Source organism: Halobacillus litoralis, assembly GCF_020524025.1.
GTDB lineage: Bacteria > Bacillota > Bacilli > Bacillales > Halobacillaceae > Halobacillus > Halobacillus litoralis_D.
Genome location: NZ_JAIVKN010000001.1, coordinates 58,997 through 76,517 on the forward strand (window position 1 = coordinate 58,997; position 17,521 = coordinate 76,517).

Annotated in this window: 18 protein-coding genes; 11 read left to right on the forward strand and 7 right to left on the reverse strand. The window is 40.1% G+C overall.

What is annotated here, in order from left to right; genetic code table 11:
* Positions 1-164: 164 nt before the first annotated feature.
* From LC036_RS00345 to LC036_RS00365, 5 genes are all read left to right on the forward strand, one after another.
* The gene (locus LC036_RS00345; RefSeq protein ID WP_226576602.1) at positions 165-1,577 is read left to right on the forward strand and encodes a SpoVR family protein; all 1,413 of its coding nucleotides are present in this window, start codon (positions 165-167) and stop codon (positions 1,575-1,577) included.
* 233 nt (positions 1,578-1,810) lie between these two features.
* Positions 1,811-2,350 carry a hypothetical protein gene (locus LC036_RS00350; protein ID WP_226576604.1) on the forward strand — a complete coding sequence of 180 codons (540 nt, stop codon included), beginning with the start codon at positions 1,811-1,813 and terminating at the stop codon, positions 2,348-2,350.
* Between the two features lie 187 nt (positions 2,351-2,537).
* A complete protein-coding gene (gene pyrH, locus LC036_RS00355; RefSeq protein ID WP_226576606.1) occupies positions 2,538-3,275 on the forward strand; it encodes a UMP kinase in 738 nt (245 codons plus the stop codon).
* Positions 3,276-3,379: 104 nt separating this feature from the next.
* A complete protein-coding gene (gene dat / locus LC036_RS00360) occupies positions 3,380-4,270 on the forward strand; it encodes a D-amino-acid transaminase (RefSeq protein WP_226576607.1) in 891 nt (296 codons plus the stop codon).
* A 303-nt stretch (positions 4,271-4,573) separates the two neighbouring features.
* Positions 4,574-5,014, forward strand: coding sequence for a hypothetical protein (locus LC036_RS00365; protein WP_226576609.1), 441 nt, complete (start codon positions 4,574-4,576; stop codon positions 5,012-5,014).
* A 25-nt stretch (positions 5,015-5,039) separates the two neighbouring features.
* On the opposite strand, the gene LC036_RS00370 is transcribed toward LC036_RS00365, so the two are convergent.
* Complete coding sequence (locus tag LC036_RS00370; RefSeq protein WP_226576611.1) at positions 5,040-5,672, reverse strand: YczE/YyaS/YitT family protein; 633 nt, start codon at positions 5,670-5,672, stop codon at positions 5,040-5,042.
* A 146-nt stretch (positions 5,673-5,818) separates the two neighbouring features.
* On the opposite strand from LC036_RS00370, the gene LC036_RS00375 reads away from it, so the two are divergent.
* Positions 5,819-6,577 carry a (S)-benzoin forming benzil reductase gene (locus LC036_RS00375; RefSeq protein WP_226576613.1) on the forward strand — a complete coding sequence of 253 codons (759 nt, stop codon included), beginning with the start codon at positions 5,819-5,821 and terminating at the stop codon, positions 6,575-6,577.
* A 185-nt stretch (positions 6,578-6,762) separates the two neighbouring features.
* Here the strand turns inward: LC036_RS00375 and LC036_RS00380 are convergent, their stop codons facing one another.
* Both LC036_RS00380 and LC036_RS00385 read right to left on the reverse strand, forming a co-directional pair.
* Complete coding sequence (locus LC036_RS00380; RefSeq protein ID WP_226576614.1) at positions 6,763-7,740, reverse strand: S66 peptidase family protein; 978 nt, start codon at positions 7,738-7,740, stop codon at positions 6,763-6,765.
* A 95-nt stretch (positions 7,741-7,835) separates the two neighbouring features.
* A complete protein-coding gene (locus LC036_RS00385; protein ID WP_226576617.1) occupies positions 7,836-8,369 on the reverse strand; it encodes a dihydrofolate reductase family protein in 534 nt (177 codons plus the stop codon).
* 378 nt (positions 8,370-8,747) lie between these two features.
* Between LC036_RS00385 and abc-f the strand changes: the two genes are divergently transcribed.
* Positions 8,748-10,328 (forward strand): ribosomal protection-like ABC-F family protein, encoded by a 1,581-nt coding sequence (gene abc-f, locus LC036_RS00390; protein WP_226576620.1) that lies wholly within the window; start codon positions 8,748-8,750, stop codon positions 10,326-10,328.
* Positions 10,329-10,455: 127 nt separating this feature from the next.
* Here abc-f and LC036_RS00395 read toward each other — a convergent pair whose 3' ends face one another.
* Positions 10,456-11,328, reverse strand: coding sequence for a DMT family transporter (locus LC036_RS00395; protein ID WP_226576622.1), 873 nt, complete (start codon positions 11,326-11,328; stop codon positions 10,456-10,458).
* 200 nt (positions 11,329-11,528) lie between these two features.
* Here LC036_RS00395 and LC036_RS00400 point away from each other — a divergent pair, with 200 nt between their 5' ends.
* Complete coding sequence (locus tag LC036_RS00400) at positions 11,529-11,765, forward strand: hypothetical protein (RefSeq protein WP_226576625.1); 237 nt, start codon at positions 11,529-11,531, stop codon at positions 11,763-11,765.
* A complete protein-coding gene (locus LC036_RS00405; RefSeq protein ID WP_226576628.1) occupies positions 11,762-12,373 on the forward strand; it encodes a GNAT family N-acetyltransferase in 612 nt (203 codons plus the stop codon). The genes LC036_RS00400 and LC036_RS00405 overlap by 4 nt, the downstream gene beginning before the upstream one ends.
* 19 nt (positions 12,374-12,392) lie before the next feature.
* Here the strand turns inward: LC036_RS00405 and LC036_RS00410 are convergent, their stop codons facing one another.
* Positions 12,393-13,865 (reverse strand): SulP family inorganic anion transporter, encoded by a 1,473-nt coding sequence (locus LC036_RS00410; RefSeq protein ID WP_226576629.1) that lies wholly within the window; start codon positions 13,863-13,865, stop codon positions 12,393-12,395.
* A gap of 283 nt (positions 13,866-14,148) precedes the next feature.
* On the opposite strand from LC036_RS00410, the gene LC036_RS00415 reads away from it, so the two are divergent.
* Together LC036_RS00415 and LC036_RS00420 are read left to right on the forward strand one after the other, a co-directional pair.
* Positions 14,149-14,568, forward strand: coding sequence for a universal stress protein (locus tag LC036_RS00415; RefSeq protein WP_226576632.1), 420 nt, complete (start codon positions 14,149-14,151; stop codon positions 14,566-14,568).
* A gap of 47 nt (positions 14,569-14,615) precedes the next feature.
* The gene (locus tag LC036_RS00420) at positions 14,616-14,822 is read left to right on the forward strand and encodes a zinc ribbon domain-containing protein (protein ID WP_226576635.1); all 207 of its coding nucleotides are present in this window, start codon (positions 14,616-14,618) and stop codon (positions 14,820-14,822) included.
* 282 nt (positions 14,823-15,104) lie between these two features.
* Here the strand turns inward: LC036_RS00420 and LC036_RS00425 are convergent, their stop codons facing one another.
* Both LC036_RS00425 and LC036_RS00430 read right to left on the reverse strand, forming a co-directional pair.
* Positions 15,105-16,748, reverse strand: coding sequence for a putative ABC transporter permease subunit (locus LC036_RS00425; RefSeq protein ID WP_226576637.1), 1,644 nt, complete (start codon positions 16,746-16,748; stop codon positions 15,105-15,107).
* Positions 16,741-17,463 (reverse strand): ABC transporter ATP-binding protein, encoded by a 723-nt coding sequence (locus LC036_RS00430; RefSeq protein ID WP_226576639.1) that lies wholly within the window; start codon positions 17,461-17,463, stop codon positions 16,741-16,743. The genes LC036_RS00425 and LC036_RS00430 overlap by 8 nt, the downstream gene beginning before the upstream one ends.
* Positions 17,464-17,521: the final 58 nt, after the last annotated feature.

Consider the following 17,521-nt stretch of genomic DNA (forward strand, 5'->3'; position numbering starts at 1 on the left):
TGATAAGCATAAGTAAAGTGTTCACAGGAGTAAGCACGCAGCAGGCGGATAATAATTATACGGCAAAAATTCTACTCCACGCACACATTAGATGCTCGTATTCTTCATGTTCCCTCTCTTTGCTTCATATAGTAAATTAAGTGAAATCGAAGGAGGGGGCATCTTTGAAGCCAGATGACCAAAAGAAGCTCGAATATGCGATCAGGGAAATCACTGAAATCGCAAAAGGTTTCGGGCTTGATTTCTACCCGATGCGTTATGAAGTCTGTCCTGATGATATTATTTATACATTTGGAGCATACGGCATGCCGACACGCTTTTCCCATTGGAGTTTCGGAAAGCAATACTACAAGATGAAGCTGCAGTATGATCTTGGACTTAGTAAAATTTATGAACTTGTCATTAATTCTAATCCATGTTACGCATTCTTACTTAATTCAAACAGCTTGATTCAAAATAAGCTGATTGTTGCCCATGTGCTGGCGCATTGTGACTTCTTTAAAAATAATGCGCGTTTTCAAAATACGAAGAGAGATATGGTTGAGAGCATGGCTGCAACAGCGGAGCGGGTGGCCACTTATGATAAATTGTATGGGAAACAGGAAGTTGAATCCTTCCTGGATGCTGTTTTAGCCATACAGGAACATATCGATCCATCTCTGGTGCGTCCGAAACTGGCCTGGACAATGAATGATGATGAGAGCAGTGGTGAAAAGATACGGCCGACAGAATATGATGATCTCTGGAAAATGGATGAATCGTCTAGTGAAGAAAAGCCTTTGTTTAAAAAGAAAAGGAAATTTCCTCCTCGGCCAGAAAAGGACTTGCTTTTATTTATTGAACAGTACAGTCGTGAATTAGAAGATTGGCAGCGTGATATCTTAACCATGATGCGTGAGGAAATGCTGTATTTCTGGCCTCAGCTTGAAACAAAGATTATGAATGAAGGATGGGCATCTTTCTGGCATGCGAGAATCTTAAGGGAAATGGATTTAACAAGCGATGAAGCTGTTGAATTCGCAAAACTGAATGCAAGTGTTGTTCAACCTTCTAAAACACAGCTGAATCCTTACTATTTAGGGTTGAAGATCTTTGAAGATATTGAAGACCGTTATGATCATCCAACAGAAGAAATGCTTAAACATGGCATAGAACCTGGCAGTGGACGTGAGAAAATGTTTGAAGTTCGTGAGATCGAATCTGATCAAAGTTTTATCAGAAATTATTTAACAAAAGAATTGGTGCGAAAAGAAGACCTGTATCTTTTTCAAAAACAGGGGCAGAAATATAGAATTACCGACAAGGATCATGAATCTGTACGTGATCAGCTTGTCACGATGCGTGTGAACGGGGGATTCCCTTATATCACCGTTCAGGATGGAGATTATGTGAAAAGCGGGGAATTGTATTTAAAGCATCATTATGAAGATGTTGAGCTTGATGTAAGTTATCTGGAGAAGACTTTACCTTATGTCTATCAGCTGTGGGGGCGTCCTGTTCATATGGAAACAAAAGTAGAAGGACGAGACGTAGTATTTAGTTACAGTGGGAAAAAGGTTCAGAAAAAATATTTATAATAAAAAAAGCTCTTCTCAAAGAAGAGCTTTTTTATTTGGACTTGCTTTAAGGTGAAACCCTTATCTGCTGTTTATCATATTTCCTCGGTCCGAACGCTTTAAAAATCTATGATTTCCACCCACCATTACATTGTTGGGAAATAAATAGCAAGACCACCCATTTTTTTCATAGATTTGCTTTTGGATCTGGTATAATGACAGTAAGATTTTCCTTTACTAGAGGGGGGAGCCGATTGAAGAAAGTCCGCCTGTCTATTGTCGGATTAATCGCTGTTCTACTCGTGGCGATCTTCTTCTATTTAGATAATCGGGAGTTGAATGCCTTAATCAATGATCGCAGCTATCCGATGGTTGAAGATCCTACACAGCATCCCCAGCCGCTTACAGACAAGCCGCGTCAAATCCATGATATGGATGTCCATTTAACTAAGTTGTACAGCCGAAATGATGCAAAAGGGCTTTACTTTGGTATGTGGTACAACAAACGGAATCCTATCATGAATAATGAAGAAAAAGACTGGCGTCGGGAGATGGGTGAAGTAGAATTTCTAGTCAAAGCTGTCGATTCGAATGGAACCACCTACAATGGGAAAACGAATGGATCGGTACAAGGAACGTTTACGACATTCCGCTATATTCAATTTGATGATTTCAAGTATGATGATCTGGATTTGGAAGAACTCCATTTATCTTTTTATCCCATCTTCAATGAAGGGAAAAAGGCTCTGCCAAATGAACAGCCTTGGATGGAGGATACCATCCAGGTGGAATAAGAAATGTTTCTCTTCCTTCTGCATAAGATAAATTAAGAAAAGCGGAATAAATCAAAAATAGGAGGGGAGTCCATGGAATCTGATCGATTGATTCATTGTTCTTTTTCCCTCCTTTTTTACTTGAAGAGCATAGACTTTTGTCTATGCTCTTTTTATGGGACAGACAGAAGCATGAGGAGGGGCTGAAATGAGATATTCCAGAGTTTTATTGAAAATCAGCGGGGGAGCATTAAAGGGTTCCAGTCCTGATAATTTCGACCATGAGTGCCTGGAGCACATAGCGACAGAAATTCTCGATTTGGTAAATGGGGGGATTGAGGTAGCTATTGTAATCGGGGGAGGTAATATCTTTCGAGGGAGGACTGCAGAAAAGTGGGGAATTGACCGTGTAGAAGCGGATAACATTGGGACGATTGGTACGGTTATTAACAGTTTGATGCTCCGGGGAGTTTTAAAGAGTAAAACAAGTAAGGAAGTTCGAGTCATGAGTTCTGTTCCTGTAACGAGTGTTGCAGAGCCATATATCCGTTTGAAAGCCATGCATCATCTCAATCAAGGGTATCTATTAATATTGGCGGGGGGAAATGGGCAGCCGTTCGTTACGACCGATTACCCGGCTGTACAGCGGGCCATTGAGCTGGACTGTGACGCCATCCTTGTGGCTAAGCAGGGAGTAAATGGGGTGTATACAGCAGACCCATTTACCAATCAGGATGCTAAGTTATACGGGACCCTGAATTATAATGATATCCTCCTTCACAATATTCAGGTCATGGATCAATCCGCACTCCTTCTTGCTAGAGATCACCGGATTCCGGTTCACATTTTTAATTTTGATCAGGCTGGCGTTATGAAAAGAGTTTGCGAAGGAACCGATGCGGGTACGCTTATATCTCATGGACCATCCAAATTTCAAGATGAATAATAAGTTTAGACAGAAAAGAGACAATTTTCAAAAGATCGACCATTTTGGGGTCTTTTTCTGATAAACTAGTCGTTAACCTGAAAAGTAAGTTGAGGAGGTAGGAGATGGCTATTTACAACCACATTTTGACAGAAAATCAATTTGTTGAACAGAATGATCTGCGCTACCCTTTTGAAGAAAGAGGTCTCCAATTTGGAGATGGGATCTACGAAGTGATTCGAGTGTATGAAGGAAGGTATTACTTAATAGATGAGCATATCGAACGTTTATACCGTTCAGCTGCCGCAATTAAAATTCATATGCCGTTCAATAAAGAAGAGATGTATAAGCGCTTGGATGAACTCCTCGAAAAAAATGAAGTAAAATCAGATGCCAAAGTGTATATGCAGATTACAAGAGGGTCTGCCCCGAGGGATCACGCATTCCCTGATGGTACGGAGGCAAACCTCTATGCGTATGTTAAGGACCTGGAGAGGCCGGTCGACCATTTGAAACAAGGTGTAACAGCCATTACCCATGAAGATGTGAGATGGGATTGGTGTTATATTAAGAGTTTAAATTTACTTCCTAACGTTCTTGCAAAACAAACGGCTAAAGAGAAGGACAGTTATGAAGCCATTCTCCATAAGAATGGTGAGGTGACAGAGTGCAGTTCTTCCAATGTTTACCTTGTACGTAATGGAAAAGTTTACACACATCCTGCCAAAAAGAACATTTTACACGGGTGTGTACGTATGAGAGTGGAAGCTTTTTGTCAGCAGGAGAACATCGAATTTATTGAGGAGCCTTTCCAACTGGAGGATCTCATGTATGCAGATGAGCTGTTCTTATCAAGCAGTACTTCAGAAGTAATGCCGATTTTAAAAGTGGATAGTCAAGTGATTGGAAACGGTGTGCCGGGTCCTGTTACACGGTTACTACAAAAATGCTACGAAACAGATGCGCGTATTCCCGCACACGCTTCGGCTTTCCAAAATCTTCGCATAGCAGAATAGGAACGGGAACCGGCAGATTTAGATCTGCCGGTTATTTTTTTGGCTCTGTTAAAGTCTGTTTGTGATTAAGCCCCTTATATGGGAAACAAGAAGCCGAAGTATTCAGATACTCCTAATATGGGAAAGCTGGACTTGAAACCGACTCGCTTTTCCGGTGGGAGCTTGGTGGGAAAGTCTTGAACAAACCTAATATAAAATAACAACACCGGGCTTTAACAGAGCTGCTTTTTTAAATCTTTGAATGAATGTGTTTTAATGGGATGTGCTATAATGCTAGTGAAATCATTGAAAGGAGTGAGATAATTGGCAAATGTTAAGTTAGAAATGACAAAAGAGCAATATGAGACACTGGTAGAAGCAGTCTTTTTAGGTACGTGGATGGTGAACTCTACAAAGATGGAGCTCGATGAAGCGTTTGAAGATGTCCGTGAGCTTGTATTGTCTAAATATAAAGAAGCAAATCTTGAGGATCGTATCAGCTATCAAGAACAGATCGGAGTCCATGATCTTGATGTTGATTATGAATCCAAGCTTTTAGATACTTATGTAGAAGAATATGACGAATTCAGCTTTTGGGATAAGCTGGTTGAAAAGTTAGCTCAAAAAGAAATGACAGAACTTTATGGAACGCTTGACGGTGAAATGACGGAAGAGCAAATGGAAAAACGTCTGGAAATTGAAGAAAGAATCGGTCGTAAGTTAGAGGAGACAGGTGTAACACGACTTTCTTTTGATAATGAATAGACAACAAAAAGCGTGATCATAAGGATCACGCTTTTTGATGAACTTTTCCAGGTTCTGTCCATATCTTTGCGATTGGACGAGCCCATTGAAAGGACCATTGAATAAGGGGTCCGAGAAGGAGGGCAACAATTAGGGTGCCGAATCCTACAGGAGCTCCTAATAAAAAGCCGATAAGAGCCATGCCTGACTCTGAGAAAATTCGAATGGAGCTCTTCGATTGATTCGTTTTTTCATTCATGATCATCATAAAGTGATCAAGCGGAATACGTGGAAATGGAGTACGTAAATAAACAGAAATACCAATCGCTGTGGCGAGTAAGCCAAGTGTAAAAATTCCCCATTGTGCCCACCAGGATTCATAACTCATATTTTCCAAAAAACCATAAAGAAAAATATCAAGTGTTCGTCCGCGTACAATGATCGGGATGAGTGACTCGTATTGGGGGCGTTTATTCTCCAGTTTTGCGTTTACCAATAGGAGGATAACAAAAGCAACGATCATGACACTGCCGACGGTAACAGGTAAATGCATAGATAAACCGACAGCTATACTATCCCCAGGCCCTACACCGAGTCCGGATTTAATGATTAAAGCAAGACCAAGACTGGATAGGACAAGGCCAGCTAAATAAATGATGAAGAGGAAAAAATACTTCATAAGAGTCTCCTTTACACTGACACATTTGCTCCGTTTATCATATCGCTTGGGAGAAGTCATGTAAAGCAATGGGGGCGGGTCCCTACGTTTTTGTTATAGATCTTAGGGAAGAACAAATAATAAGTACAATTGAGAGGGGTATGTTTATGCAATATGCAGTTATAACAGGGATTTCCCGGGGGTTAGGGGAAGCTGTTGCAAAACAATTCATTGAAAAAGGTGTAAATATTATCGGGGTTTCTCGTTCTGAAAATGATCAGCTGAATGCTTCAGCTGAAGATGCGGGTGTTCGTTATTCTCATGTATCATGTGATTTGAGTGATCCTGAACAATTAGAAGAAGGATTAAAGGCAATTTCCAGCTATGTGTTTGAGGAGACAACAGAATACGTATACCTCATTAATAACGCTGGTGTAGTAGAACCTATAGATACTGTAGGAAGATTAAATCCGGAAACTGTAACTAAGCATATGCAGGTGAATGTAACAGCCCCTATTTTATTAGTGAATCATTTGTTGCCTATTGCAAATAAGCATCATATCCCAATGGGAATTATCAATATAACATCTGGTGCCGCAGAAAAAACAATCCATGGCTGGAGTACATATAGCAGCTCCAAAGCCGCTATCAATCGATTTACAGAAACCCTTGCTCTTGAGCAAAAAGAACAGGAACATCTGATATTAGCTTACAGTCCAGGTGTTATGGACACAGAGATGCAGGAAGATATTCGTTCCTCATCCGAAGAAGCTTTCGCAGACGTTGAAAAGTTTCGCAAACTAAAAGAAGAAGGTTCTCTTCGTTCCCCGGAAAAAGTGGCAGAGGTGCTCATGGATTTAATTAGTAAGCCTGAACAAATTGAAAATGGAAAAGTCTACAAGCTTTATGATTTAGTAAAGGATTAGGATCTGTTACGTGTAGAGCTGATTCTTTGTAAAATGAGCCTGTAAGCTGCAGAGATTTAGGAAAAGAAATGGATACCTTTGTTTGATTGAACAATAAAAAGACAGGGATCAGCTGAGCCCTGTCTTTTCTATTTCAGTATTCCGTTTTGTTTGAAGCGGCAGTATTCCAGACATTAATCACTGCTTTAATGTTCAACGATCTTAATTGATGCATTGCCATCCCGCGCTTTAATCTCAACCCTGCCTCCGATAGGAAATGTGAATCTTGGAGTGGTGTGACCAAAATCAACATCAGCGATGACAGGAATTCGGTCCAATTCCTTTTTAGAATGAATAATAGCTTTTAATGTATTTGTGTCCATTTGTGAAGCTTTCTGGAATCTTCCAATTACTATGCCATTCACCTTTTCAAAACCTTTTTGATGAATTAAGGACTGTAGATCACGGTCGAATGTCGGTGGGTTGGACAGCATGTCGTCTTCAAGGAATAAGATGGACTCTTCCAGTGGTGGCATAAACCCCGTTCCCTGCAGAAGGTTAAAGGTACATAGATTCCCTCCTATGGAAGTACCGCTTGCTGATCCTTCATGAATGATTTCATACCCTTGATTTGAGTGGAATCTTCGGTCTTCTTGATTGATATACCAAAGATCATCACTCCACTCTTCAGCAGGTTCAATTGATATAGGTTCAGACTTTGTTACAATGTTTTTGAAATATTCGTAAGTGTAGTCGATGCCCTTTTCCATACCAAAGGAAGAAAAGTGTGGACCACTGTAAGTTACTAGTCCTGCCTTTTTGTAGATACTGTTGGTCAATATAGTTATATCTGAAAAACCACAGAAAATTTTAGGGTTCTGTCTGATTGTTTCAAAATCAATAGAACTCAGTAATTGATTGCTGTCGTATCCACCCAGGGTGGTCAGGATAGCTTTAACGTTCTCATCTAGAAAAGCTTCATGTAAATCATTCACTCTGTGTTCAATTGAATTGGATATATGGGCAGAGTCTTCATGAGCATATGTACTGAACGTCACACGAAATCCTAAACGATTTAATCGTTCAACAGCCAGCTTCTGCTGGTCCAAGGCTACGATAGCGAGACTCTTAGCTGGTGAAATAACGCGGATCTCATCACCTTTACGTAACTTATCTGGAAACATAGAAGTTCCTCCTTTTTCAGATTCAGGCCCTATACAAAAACTACTGTGCGTGGGGATTATAAAAAGCAGGGTTTAATTAAAGATCTTTGCTGCAGTTATGACACTATCTCTCTTCGGGTGTATGTAAGCAGAAGCATTCCATCGGGATAAGGTTGAACATGAGTTAAAGAAAGATCCTCTTCCTGGCTGCTATGTTGAAAGAGAGGTATCCCTTTACCGATGAGAGTGGGTTGAATAACCAGTTGATATTCATCAATCAATTTGAGCTCGATAAACTCATGAATTAATTGAGCACCGCCAACTACCCATATATTTTGATTCTGTTCTCCTTTTAGAATGTTTACCAGAGGCTTGACTTGTTCCGGCTGTATGTAGGTTCCATGTTGGTCATTGCCTTCCTTCGCATTGCTGACTATATAGATATCTTTCTTCTTATAAGGAAACTCATCGGCTGATTCAAGGATCCGCTCATAAGTTTTTCGTCCCAAAAAAACCGTACCTACAGATTCATAAAGACGTTCATAGCCGTAGTCTTCGTCTGTATCGTCCCAAAGCCAGTCAATTTCTCCATTCTCCCTTGCTATGTACCCATCCAGACTCTGGGCGATATATAAAATCACTTTTCCCATTTCTAACCTCCATGACTATGTATTCAGAATTATCTTGATTTTACGGATAAAACCATCATATAATAAACCTAACTAAAAAAGAAGGGACTGAAGATTAAAGCAATGAAGTACTAATCCTGCTGTACACGAGTATATGAATACGATATTTACTCGTTCCAGATACAGGATTGGTCTGTCCTTTTTTATTCATTCTTTGTTTATCCATGTACAGGGCTAAGGGGAAAGGCTTCTTTCGCTCAGCCTCATTTACAGGAGTAACAACAAAGTTTTTTAAGAAGGAATCTATTGCTTTTTTTCTTATCCCTGACGTATGTCTGGATTTTTAAAAGTGATGGAAATAGACAAAATCTCTCTGGAACGCTTAGGGAGGTTTTTTTTATGCTTATGCTGAAGGCTGCAAATATTAAATATGAGATTGGTGAACGTTCCTTATTAAATATAAAGGAAATCAAGATTCATGAGGGTGAAAAGATTGGACTGGCAGGGAAGAACGGGGTGGGAAAGAGTCTGCTGATTCGTTATCTGCTGGGGGACATTGATGGTAGCCGGAATGTAGAGCGGTATACTTCCTGCGGATGGATGAAGCAGTTGAATGAAGGTTCAGATGCTACTCTAAGCGGGGGAGAAAAAACATTGGCTGAATTAGAGGATTTGTTTGCAGAAAAGCAGGAGCTGTTATTTCTTGATGAGCCAACAAATAACTTAGATTGGATTCGTATAGAAGAACTTGAAGACCAGCTTCTTCGTCATAGTGGAGCTTATGTCATTGTGTCTCATGACCGAAAGTTTCTGGATCGCACATGTAATAAAATATGGGAATTGGATCAAGGGAAAATCTCCATTTATAATGGGAACTACACTTTTTACGAACAGCAGAAAGCTCGTGAACTTAAGCAGCAGTATGAGAAACACGGGAATTACATTCAGGAGAAAAAAAGGCTGGAGAAACGAATTCTTCAAAAACGCGCGCAGTCTAAAGGGATGAGAAAACCTCCAAAAAGGATGGGCAGTTCTGAATGGCAGCTCGGAAAAAATAAGGCCGCTGCCCATCAGAAAAAAGTTGAACGAGTATCGAAGACATTGGAGAACCGTCTGAATCATATAGAAAAAGTTGAAAAGCCAATGGAGTGGGATCACGTGAAAATGGAGTATCCCGCAATGCATGACAAACCATTTAAGGGGAGGATTGTTCAGCTGGGTGAAGAAGCCATTACTGCAGGTGAGCGGTTTTTGTTCAGGACTTCTAATCAGACGTTAAAAGCAGGGTCGAAAACCGCTTTAATAGGTGAAAATGGCTCTGGTAAGTCTACGTTAATTGGCGAATTATTACGTCGTGATGACTGGTTAAGGAAGCAGAATGATGTTGGATATTTCCATCAGGCACTGGAAGACCTGCCACTGACTAGTAAATTATATGATTATGTTAGTAAAGGAAGCCCATTATCAGAGTCAACCATCAGGATTATCTTAGCTCGATTGAAGTTTTTCGAGGAAGATATGAACAAAATAATTGCGCAGTTAAGTGGAGGAGAAAGGGTGAAAGCTTCCTTAGCGCGTTTGCTTGTCAGTAATACCTCCATTTTGATCTTAGATGAACCGACCAACCATTTGGATATAGAAGCCATTCAAGCATTAGAGCAACTGATCAACGATTATCCAGGAACGGTTCTTTTTGTGACTCATGATCGAATGTTTATAGAAAGAACAGCGGATCATCTCTGGATCATTGAGAAAGAAGAATTCAAAGAATTTCAAGGTACGTGGATAGAATGGCAGGAATATGTGAACAACCCACCAAAAGCTGCTGTTGATGAGGCTTATAATCGAATGACACTCGAGACGAAGCTCACAGAGTTGATCAGCCGCATAAGTGCACCAGGTCCAAAGCAAAACTTAGAAGAGTTGAATAAGGAATACGAAGAAACTTTATCTAAATTAAAAAACATGAGACGGGGGTAATTTAAAAGCTGACGAAGCTCATTCGTCAGCTTTTTATTATTCAATATCTAGCATAGTAGTGATGTTTCACCATTATAGAAGTAAGGGTAGATTCCTAAGACTTCATCTTTTAAATAAAGAGTCTTACTTACGAAGCTCCGGCATTCTTCTTTGCTTCTTTGTTATTTTTTAAAAACATATAAAGCGATGCCCCGAAGATGGTGAAGTAACCAATTATGCTTAAAAGATCAGGAACTTGATTAAATAGGATGATACTGATTAAAGCCGAATAAACAACAGTGGAGTAAAAGAATATGGATATCTCCCTGGCCGGTGCAAATTTGTAAGCGATGGTCAGGCCGAACTGACCTAAAGTTGCAAACGCTCCCGCAGACAGAAGATAGACCCATTGCTTTAAGCTCATTGGTTCATAAAAAGCAATGGTGAATGGCAGCAGGGTCACTGTGGTAAAGAATGAGAAATAAAACACGATGGTATAGAATTTTTCTTTATCCCCCAGGACACGTAATAACGTATACGCGCCTGCTGCAAAGACTGCGGAAAATATTCCTGATAAGTAAGGGATAAACTCTAAGGAAAACGCTGGTTTAATGATAAATAACGTCCCTATAAAAGCAATGATAATAGCAATGATCTGGTACAACCTTGCTTTTTCTTTTAGGAATATGGCTGAAAAAATGATAAGTAAGAACGGGCTCAGCTTGTTTAGCATATCGGCATCGGAAAGAACGAGATTATCGATTGCGTAAAAGAACAAAACCATTCCTATCGTTCCTAAAGCAGAGCGTGAGAGTAGTAATTTCTGGTTTTCCTTTTTTCCAAAGAGACGCTCTTTGTTATAACGTACAAATGCAAAAGCAATGATTGCAGAAACCACGTTCCTGAATAGTGTTTTTTGAACAGTCGGTACGTCTCCTGACAGCTTTACAAGCGCAGCCATCATAGAGAAGCCAAATGCTGATATAAGTAGTAAAATAATTCCTTTATTACGATTGCTCATGATAGTTCCTCCAGTTAGTCTTAGGTTGTGCAAAAAAAACACCTTTACCATCCTAATATAAAAACAATGGGAAGGAAAGTCGGAACGCTTCCAGGGAGTGAAACACATAGAAAGACTAAGTGCGATATAATGAAAATGACAAATAAGAGAAAGGACGATTCTGTTTGATCTGTTCTCATCCAATTATTATAAAGACGCGGGTGATTGAAAATAATCAGCAGCAATACCTGGAAAATGAAGAAAACTTATATTTGTATGAGCGGAAAGTTGTTGCACCAGAGGAAACGCTGCTCTTAAAAGACATCCATGATCTATCGTATAAAGAACTATCAGGCAGCTACGGTTTTCTTTATATACACACGATTAAAGGAGTGCGTGCGTACATGGTTCGGGAGCACCCTGGCGCCTGGATGAAAGCGGTCCTGGCCTGCATATGACACATAAAAAGATATCTATTAGATTGGACGCTGAACGAGAAGAACCTATATGTGTTATTGCGGAAAGCGAACGCCTCTATTTAAGAGAGGTATTACAAGTAGATTGGTCAGCTTTTCACCCCTATGCTTCTAATGAAGAAGCTGTGAAATACCAGCCCTGGGGGCCGAATACAGTAGAGGATAGTAAGTTTTTTGTATGGCAGGTAAGAAGTGACCGTCTGCAGAAGCACCGATCAAGGTTTGTATTTACAATATACGAAAAAAAGTTAAAGAAAATTGTCGGGAATATAGAGATGAATATCAGGGACTGGGACGGGGTTGGGGAAATTGGGTTTATCATTCATCATGACCACTGGGGAAAGGGCCTTGCTACAGAAGCAGCCACGCTTATGCTGAGTTTTTGCTTTGAAGTATGCGGTCTCCAGCGGGTGGCGGCCATATCAAACCCGGAAAACAAAGCTTCCATCCATGTTCTTGAGAAAATCGGTATGGTGAAAGAAGGAACGCTGCGAAGAGATTTGTTGGTGAAAGGGGAATGGAAGGACTCCTGCGTATACAGTATGTTGAGGAATGAATGGGATGAAAAAAAGAGCAGGAACCTAACTTAGGTTCCTGCTCTTTTTTCTATTAATGATTGGAAAGAGAAGCATCAGCTTTATTGTGAACAGCTAATTTCTTGACCAGCTGTGAACTATCTTTATTTAATCCTACTATTTCCACATCTGTGTTATTTTCGCGATATTTCATAACCAGCTTATCTATCGCCGCAACAGCGGAATCATCCCACACATGGGCGTCAGTAAAATCAATTTCAACGCTTTCCGCGTCTACACTATAATCAAAGTGTTTGATTAAACTGTCTGTAGAGGCGAAGAAAATTTGTCCTGTAACGTGATAAACCATTTTCTTTGTGCTCTCTTGATATACTTCTTCCACGTGTACTTTAGATATTTTGGCAACGAAGAAAATCGCGCTCAAGATGACACCAGCCAGTACCCCTTTGGAAAGGTCATGTGTCTTCACTACAGTTCCAACAGTAATAATCATTACGACAGTATCGGTCAATGGTGTCTTGTGAAGTCTTGTTAAAGAGCTCCAGTCAAAGGTACCGATTGAAACCATAATCATGATCCCTACTAAAACAGCCATAGGAATTTGTACGAGTATATCATTGAAAGCAATGATGAGTGTCATCATAAAAACACCTGCGACTAAGGTAGACAAGCGGCCACGTCCACCTGAAGAAACATTAATAACAGATTGCCCAATCATCGCGCAGCCTGCCATACCTCCGAATAAACCGGAAACGACGTTGGCAGCTCCCTGACCACGGGCTTCCTTGTTTTTATCACTGACCGTATCTGTCATATCATCTACGATTTGAGCGGTCAGTAAGGATTCAAGTAGTCCTACAAAAGCTAATGCCAGAGAGATAGGAAAGATAATTTGTAATGTTTCAAAAGTCAAAGGAATATCAGGAACAAGGAAAAGTGGCAGTGTGCTGGAAAGCTCACCCATATCTCCCACGGTTTTCAGTCCAGCACCTGTTGTAACCGCAACGATGGTCATGACTATAATTGCGATAAGTGGTGCAGGTACTGCTTTTGTGAACCTCGGTAGAATATAAATAATAGCCAAGGACCCAGCAACCATTGCATACATGGCTAATCCTGCTCCTTCAAAATGCACAAGTTGAGAGGAGAAGATCAGGATAGCCAGTGCGTTAACGAATCCAATCATAACGGATCTTGGAATAAATTTCATAAAGTGCCCTATTTTCAGAGCGCCTAATATAAACTGTAAGATTCCTGTTAAAATTGTGGCTGCTAACAAATACTCCAGTCCGTAATCTTTTACAAGCGTAACCATAAGAACCGCCATAGCTCCGGTTGCAGCAGAGATCATTCCAGGGCGGCCACCCATAAAAGCAATGACGACAGCGATACAGAAGGAAGCGTACAATCCTACCATGGGGTCGACTCCAGCGATGATAGAGAAAGCGATCGCTTCAGGGATGAGCGCCATTGCGACAACCATGCCTGAAAGCACATCGTTTTTTACGTTTCCAAACCATTGTTGTTTAATTGTTTCTGTGTTCAATTGCGCACCTCTTTCTACTAATTTTTTTATTGTACTGTCCAAGACAATACTGAATTCCGGCAAGAACGATCAGATTATATCACCTATAAGGGGATTTACATAACCCCATGTAAGCGCATAAATCACTTTTTTTCTCATTTTTTCTTCTGAAAACGCTACTTTACACCATAATATCCTCAATCTGCTTTTTTTAATAGAGTTAAGTCCTGGATTTATTTACACTAGTTTTATAGAACGTGATAAAATGGAAAAAATAGTTGATAGAGTGAAAGGTGAGGATAACATGTATAAAAAAATATTGCTAGCAGCCGACGGTTCTGAACACTCTATTCGAACAGCAGAACGAGCAGCTGAACTGGCAAATCTTCAGGGGGACGGAGAGGTGACGGTGATTTATGTCATAGATGTAGATCAATCGAAGTCTGATGTACTTAGTGAAGGAAATCAAGCTCTGGTTGATCAAAAACGAAAGCAGCGACTCCATCCCATTGAAGAGATCCTCAAAGAGCAAAACGTCTCCTATCATATAGAAATTCGTCATGGCAATCCCGGCCCTGCCATCGTACAACATGCCAATGAGGGGATTTTTGATATCGTAATAATTGGAAGTAGAGGTTTAAATACGCTGCAGGAAATGGTTTTAGGGAGTGTGAGCCATAAAGTAGCAAAAAGGGCCAGATGTCCAGTAATGATTGTTAAGTGATTCATTAGGGAATAAGCTCCGTATATAAAAAAGAGGAGGTTTTTCATATGAGTAGTCAAGGTTGTATCAAGTGTGGGAGTACAGATGCAGGTGAGAAGGACGTTGCAATGACCGGCTCTGGCCTTTCAAAAATGCTCGATGTCCAAAGCAATAAATTTACTGTAGTTTTTTGCAAGAACTGCGGGTACTCAGAATTCTATAATAAAGAAGCTTCAAAGGCAGGCAACATTCTGGATTTTTTCTTTGGAGGCTGAAAAAAAGAGCACGGTTATCCAACCGTGCTCTTTTTTATTATTCTGGCTGTGTTGAACTTTGTTATGGGATTCTCCAAAGAACATCATTCAAGGATATGGCAGGAACCTGGATATTTATTTTTAAGATGTTTTTTTATATGAGTCGTTTTTCATCACATGACGTACAGGATGAATTGAACCTCCTGTTCATCAATCGACTCCCCTGAGATTTTGTCCCGGCAGGAAGGGGGAGATGCATGCAGACAAAGCGCTCTGCTACCATCCCGAATCTGGTCTGCCGAATTAATTAATTTTATAATATTTTGCCTTTGTTAAGCGTTTTAGACCTATATGCGCAGATGCAATAAACAGGATAAGCAGCGCAATAAGTATGATAGAAACGTTAACAGCTCCCTGTACGGCCTCCATATTCCAGAGAAACAAAAGAACAACCCCGAACAAAACAGCTTCAACTGCCAACGGGACGAGGCCGACAAATCTGCCTTTAAAAACTTCCCTCTCATCCGTCCAATTCAACTTTGGATTGTAGAGATCAATCATCAGTCCTGCTATACTGGCGAACCAGCTCATCACAAGAGAGAGGATAAACCATAAAACCCACATCATAAAAGGGATGTCCAGTATAAATAAAGCGGCTATACTTAAGAGAACTAAAGATAAGACGTTCATAAAAAAGGAAACCAAAAGCTTACTTAATAGAACCTTGGAAGCAGGGATAGGTAAATAAAGATGATTGAACCAGCTTTTTCCGTCTCTTGAGATGGAAGAGAAAGAAGCAGGGTTGATACCTAAGGCTACAACGGTTAACCCAAACATACTAAGAATTACCTTTTTATCCTCCATTCCTTCCATTTGTCCTCCAAGTCCAGTCAGGGGACTACTTGGGTCAATGATTAATAGGATAATCAGAAAAACAGGCAGAAACAGACTCTGTACAACGATTTGTGTAAAAAAAGTAGGTGTCCTGAAAATAATCCTTAACTCTTTTTTCCACAAGCTGTAGAGAATAGGCTGCTCCTGGATATGTTTTTGGACATTTTTCTCTTTGAATGTGCCCCGTTTTCCACCTGATAATCCAAGTACACCTTTAAAATATACCTGCTGTCCAACAGTTAAGAACATAATAACAGCACCTACAGACAGCAGAATCATAAGAAGGAAATACAAGATCCCAGTAAATGCAGCAGGCTCCGTCAAAGCAATACTGCTTATAAAGGCGGGTGGGAAAAATTTAGTTACTAGCTGCAGCATAGCATTCTGCTCGGTGACCAACTGAGCAAGTTCTCCACCTTCTCCTCCAGAATCAAGGCGGATTAAGACATTAAATCCAATAGCAAACACAAAGCCAAGTAACCCGACAAGCACTTTGGTCCGGTCCTTATTTTTGGATACATTTGCAAAACGCATAATAAACATAAGAACGATGGATGTGAATACAAAAGGTATGACGGGTATCAGCACCCAAATTACAAAAGCATATATGTAGTATAAAGCTCCAGCATTACTGGCAAGTCCATAGAAAATAAGAGATGGCAGTAAAAGGACAGAATTCAATCCATATAATGATAAAAACGGGACAGCCGATTTACCAAATAAAATTTGATATGGTTGAAAAGGAAGAGCTATGAATGATTCCACATCCTCAGCAAAATAAAAAGAACTTAGAACGGTTCCAATACTAACAAAGCAGAAAAAGAAGGTCATCATGACAAATAATAGACCTAAAATAACACTTTCATTACCTGAAGGGGCTAGTGCCTGATACATATTACTTATAAGTCCCTGGATAAAGAATAAAATCAGGGCTCCAAATGGAATCATCGCAAGTCCAAACAGGAGGTAGCTTGCTTTTTCCATGCTGCTTTTTCCTGCAAGCGACAATTGCATTTTAAGCATTACTCTCATCAATTTCCATGCTTTAATCATTTTGCGTAAGCTCCAGAAACAGTCGTTCTAAGTTGTCATCTTCTTTGAACTGCTGTTTCATTTCCGACATGTTTCCTTTGAACTGAACATGTCCATCATTAATAATGGCGACTTCATCGCATAATTGTTCTACGACCTCCAGAACGTGAGTGGAGAAGAACACAATTTTTCCTTTTGCTGCATGCTCCCTCATCATCTCTTTAAGAGTATAAGAGGACTTCGGGTCAAGTCCCGTGAGTGGTTCGTCCAGAATCCATATATCAGGGTCGTGAAGAAGCACTCCGCTTACAACTATTTTTTGTCTCATCCCGTGAGAGTAGGTCTGGATATGGTCGTTTAATGCTTCATAGATGCCGAAACTTTTCGTTAAGTATTCAATTTTTTCTTTTCGAGCACTTTTAGGTACTTCAAAAACATCTGCGATAAAATTTAAATATTCAATTCCTTTTAAACGGAGGAAGATGTCAGAACGATCAGGTACGTATCCAAAATGATGCTTCGCTTTCATTGGCTCCTTTGATATATCAATACCATTCATTGTAATGGAGCCATTGTCAATCGGTAAAATCCCGGTCATCATTTTTATAGTCGTTGATTTTCCTGCTCCGTTTGGGCCGAGGAAACCAAAAATCTTCCCGTCTGGTACGGATAATTGCAGATCTTTAACCGCCTGCTTTCCGGCGAAGCTCTTTGAAATATTATTGATTTCGATCATTATGTCCACCCTTTACCACTTTTATGATTTTTCCTATTTACGTAAAGGGGCTTCTATT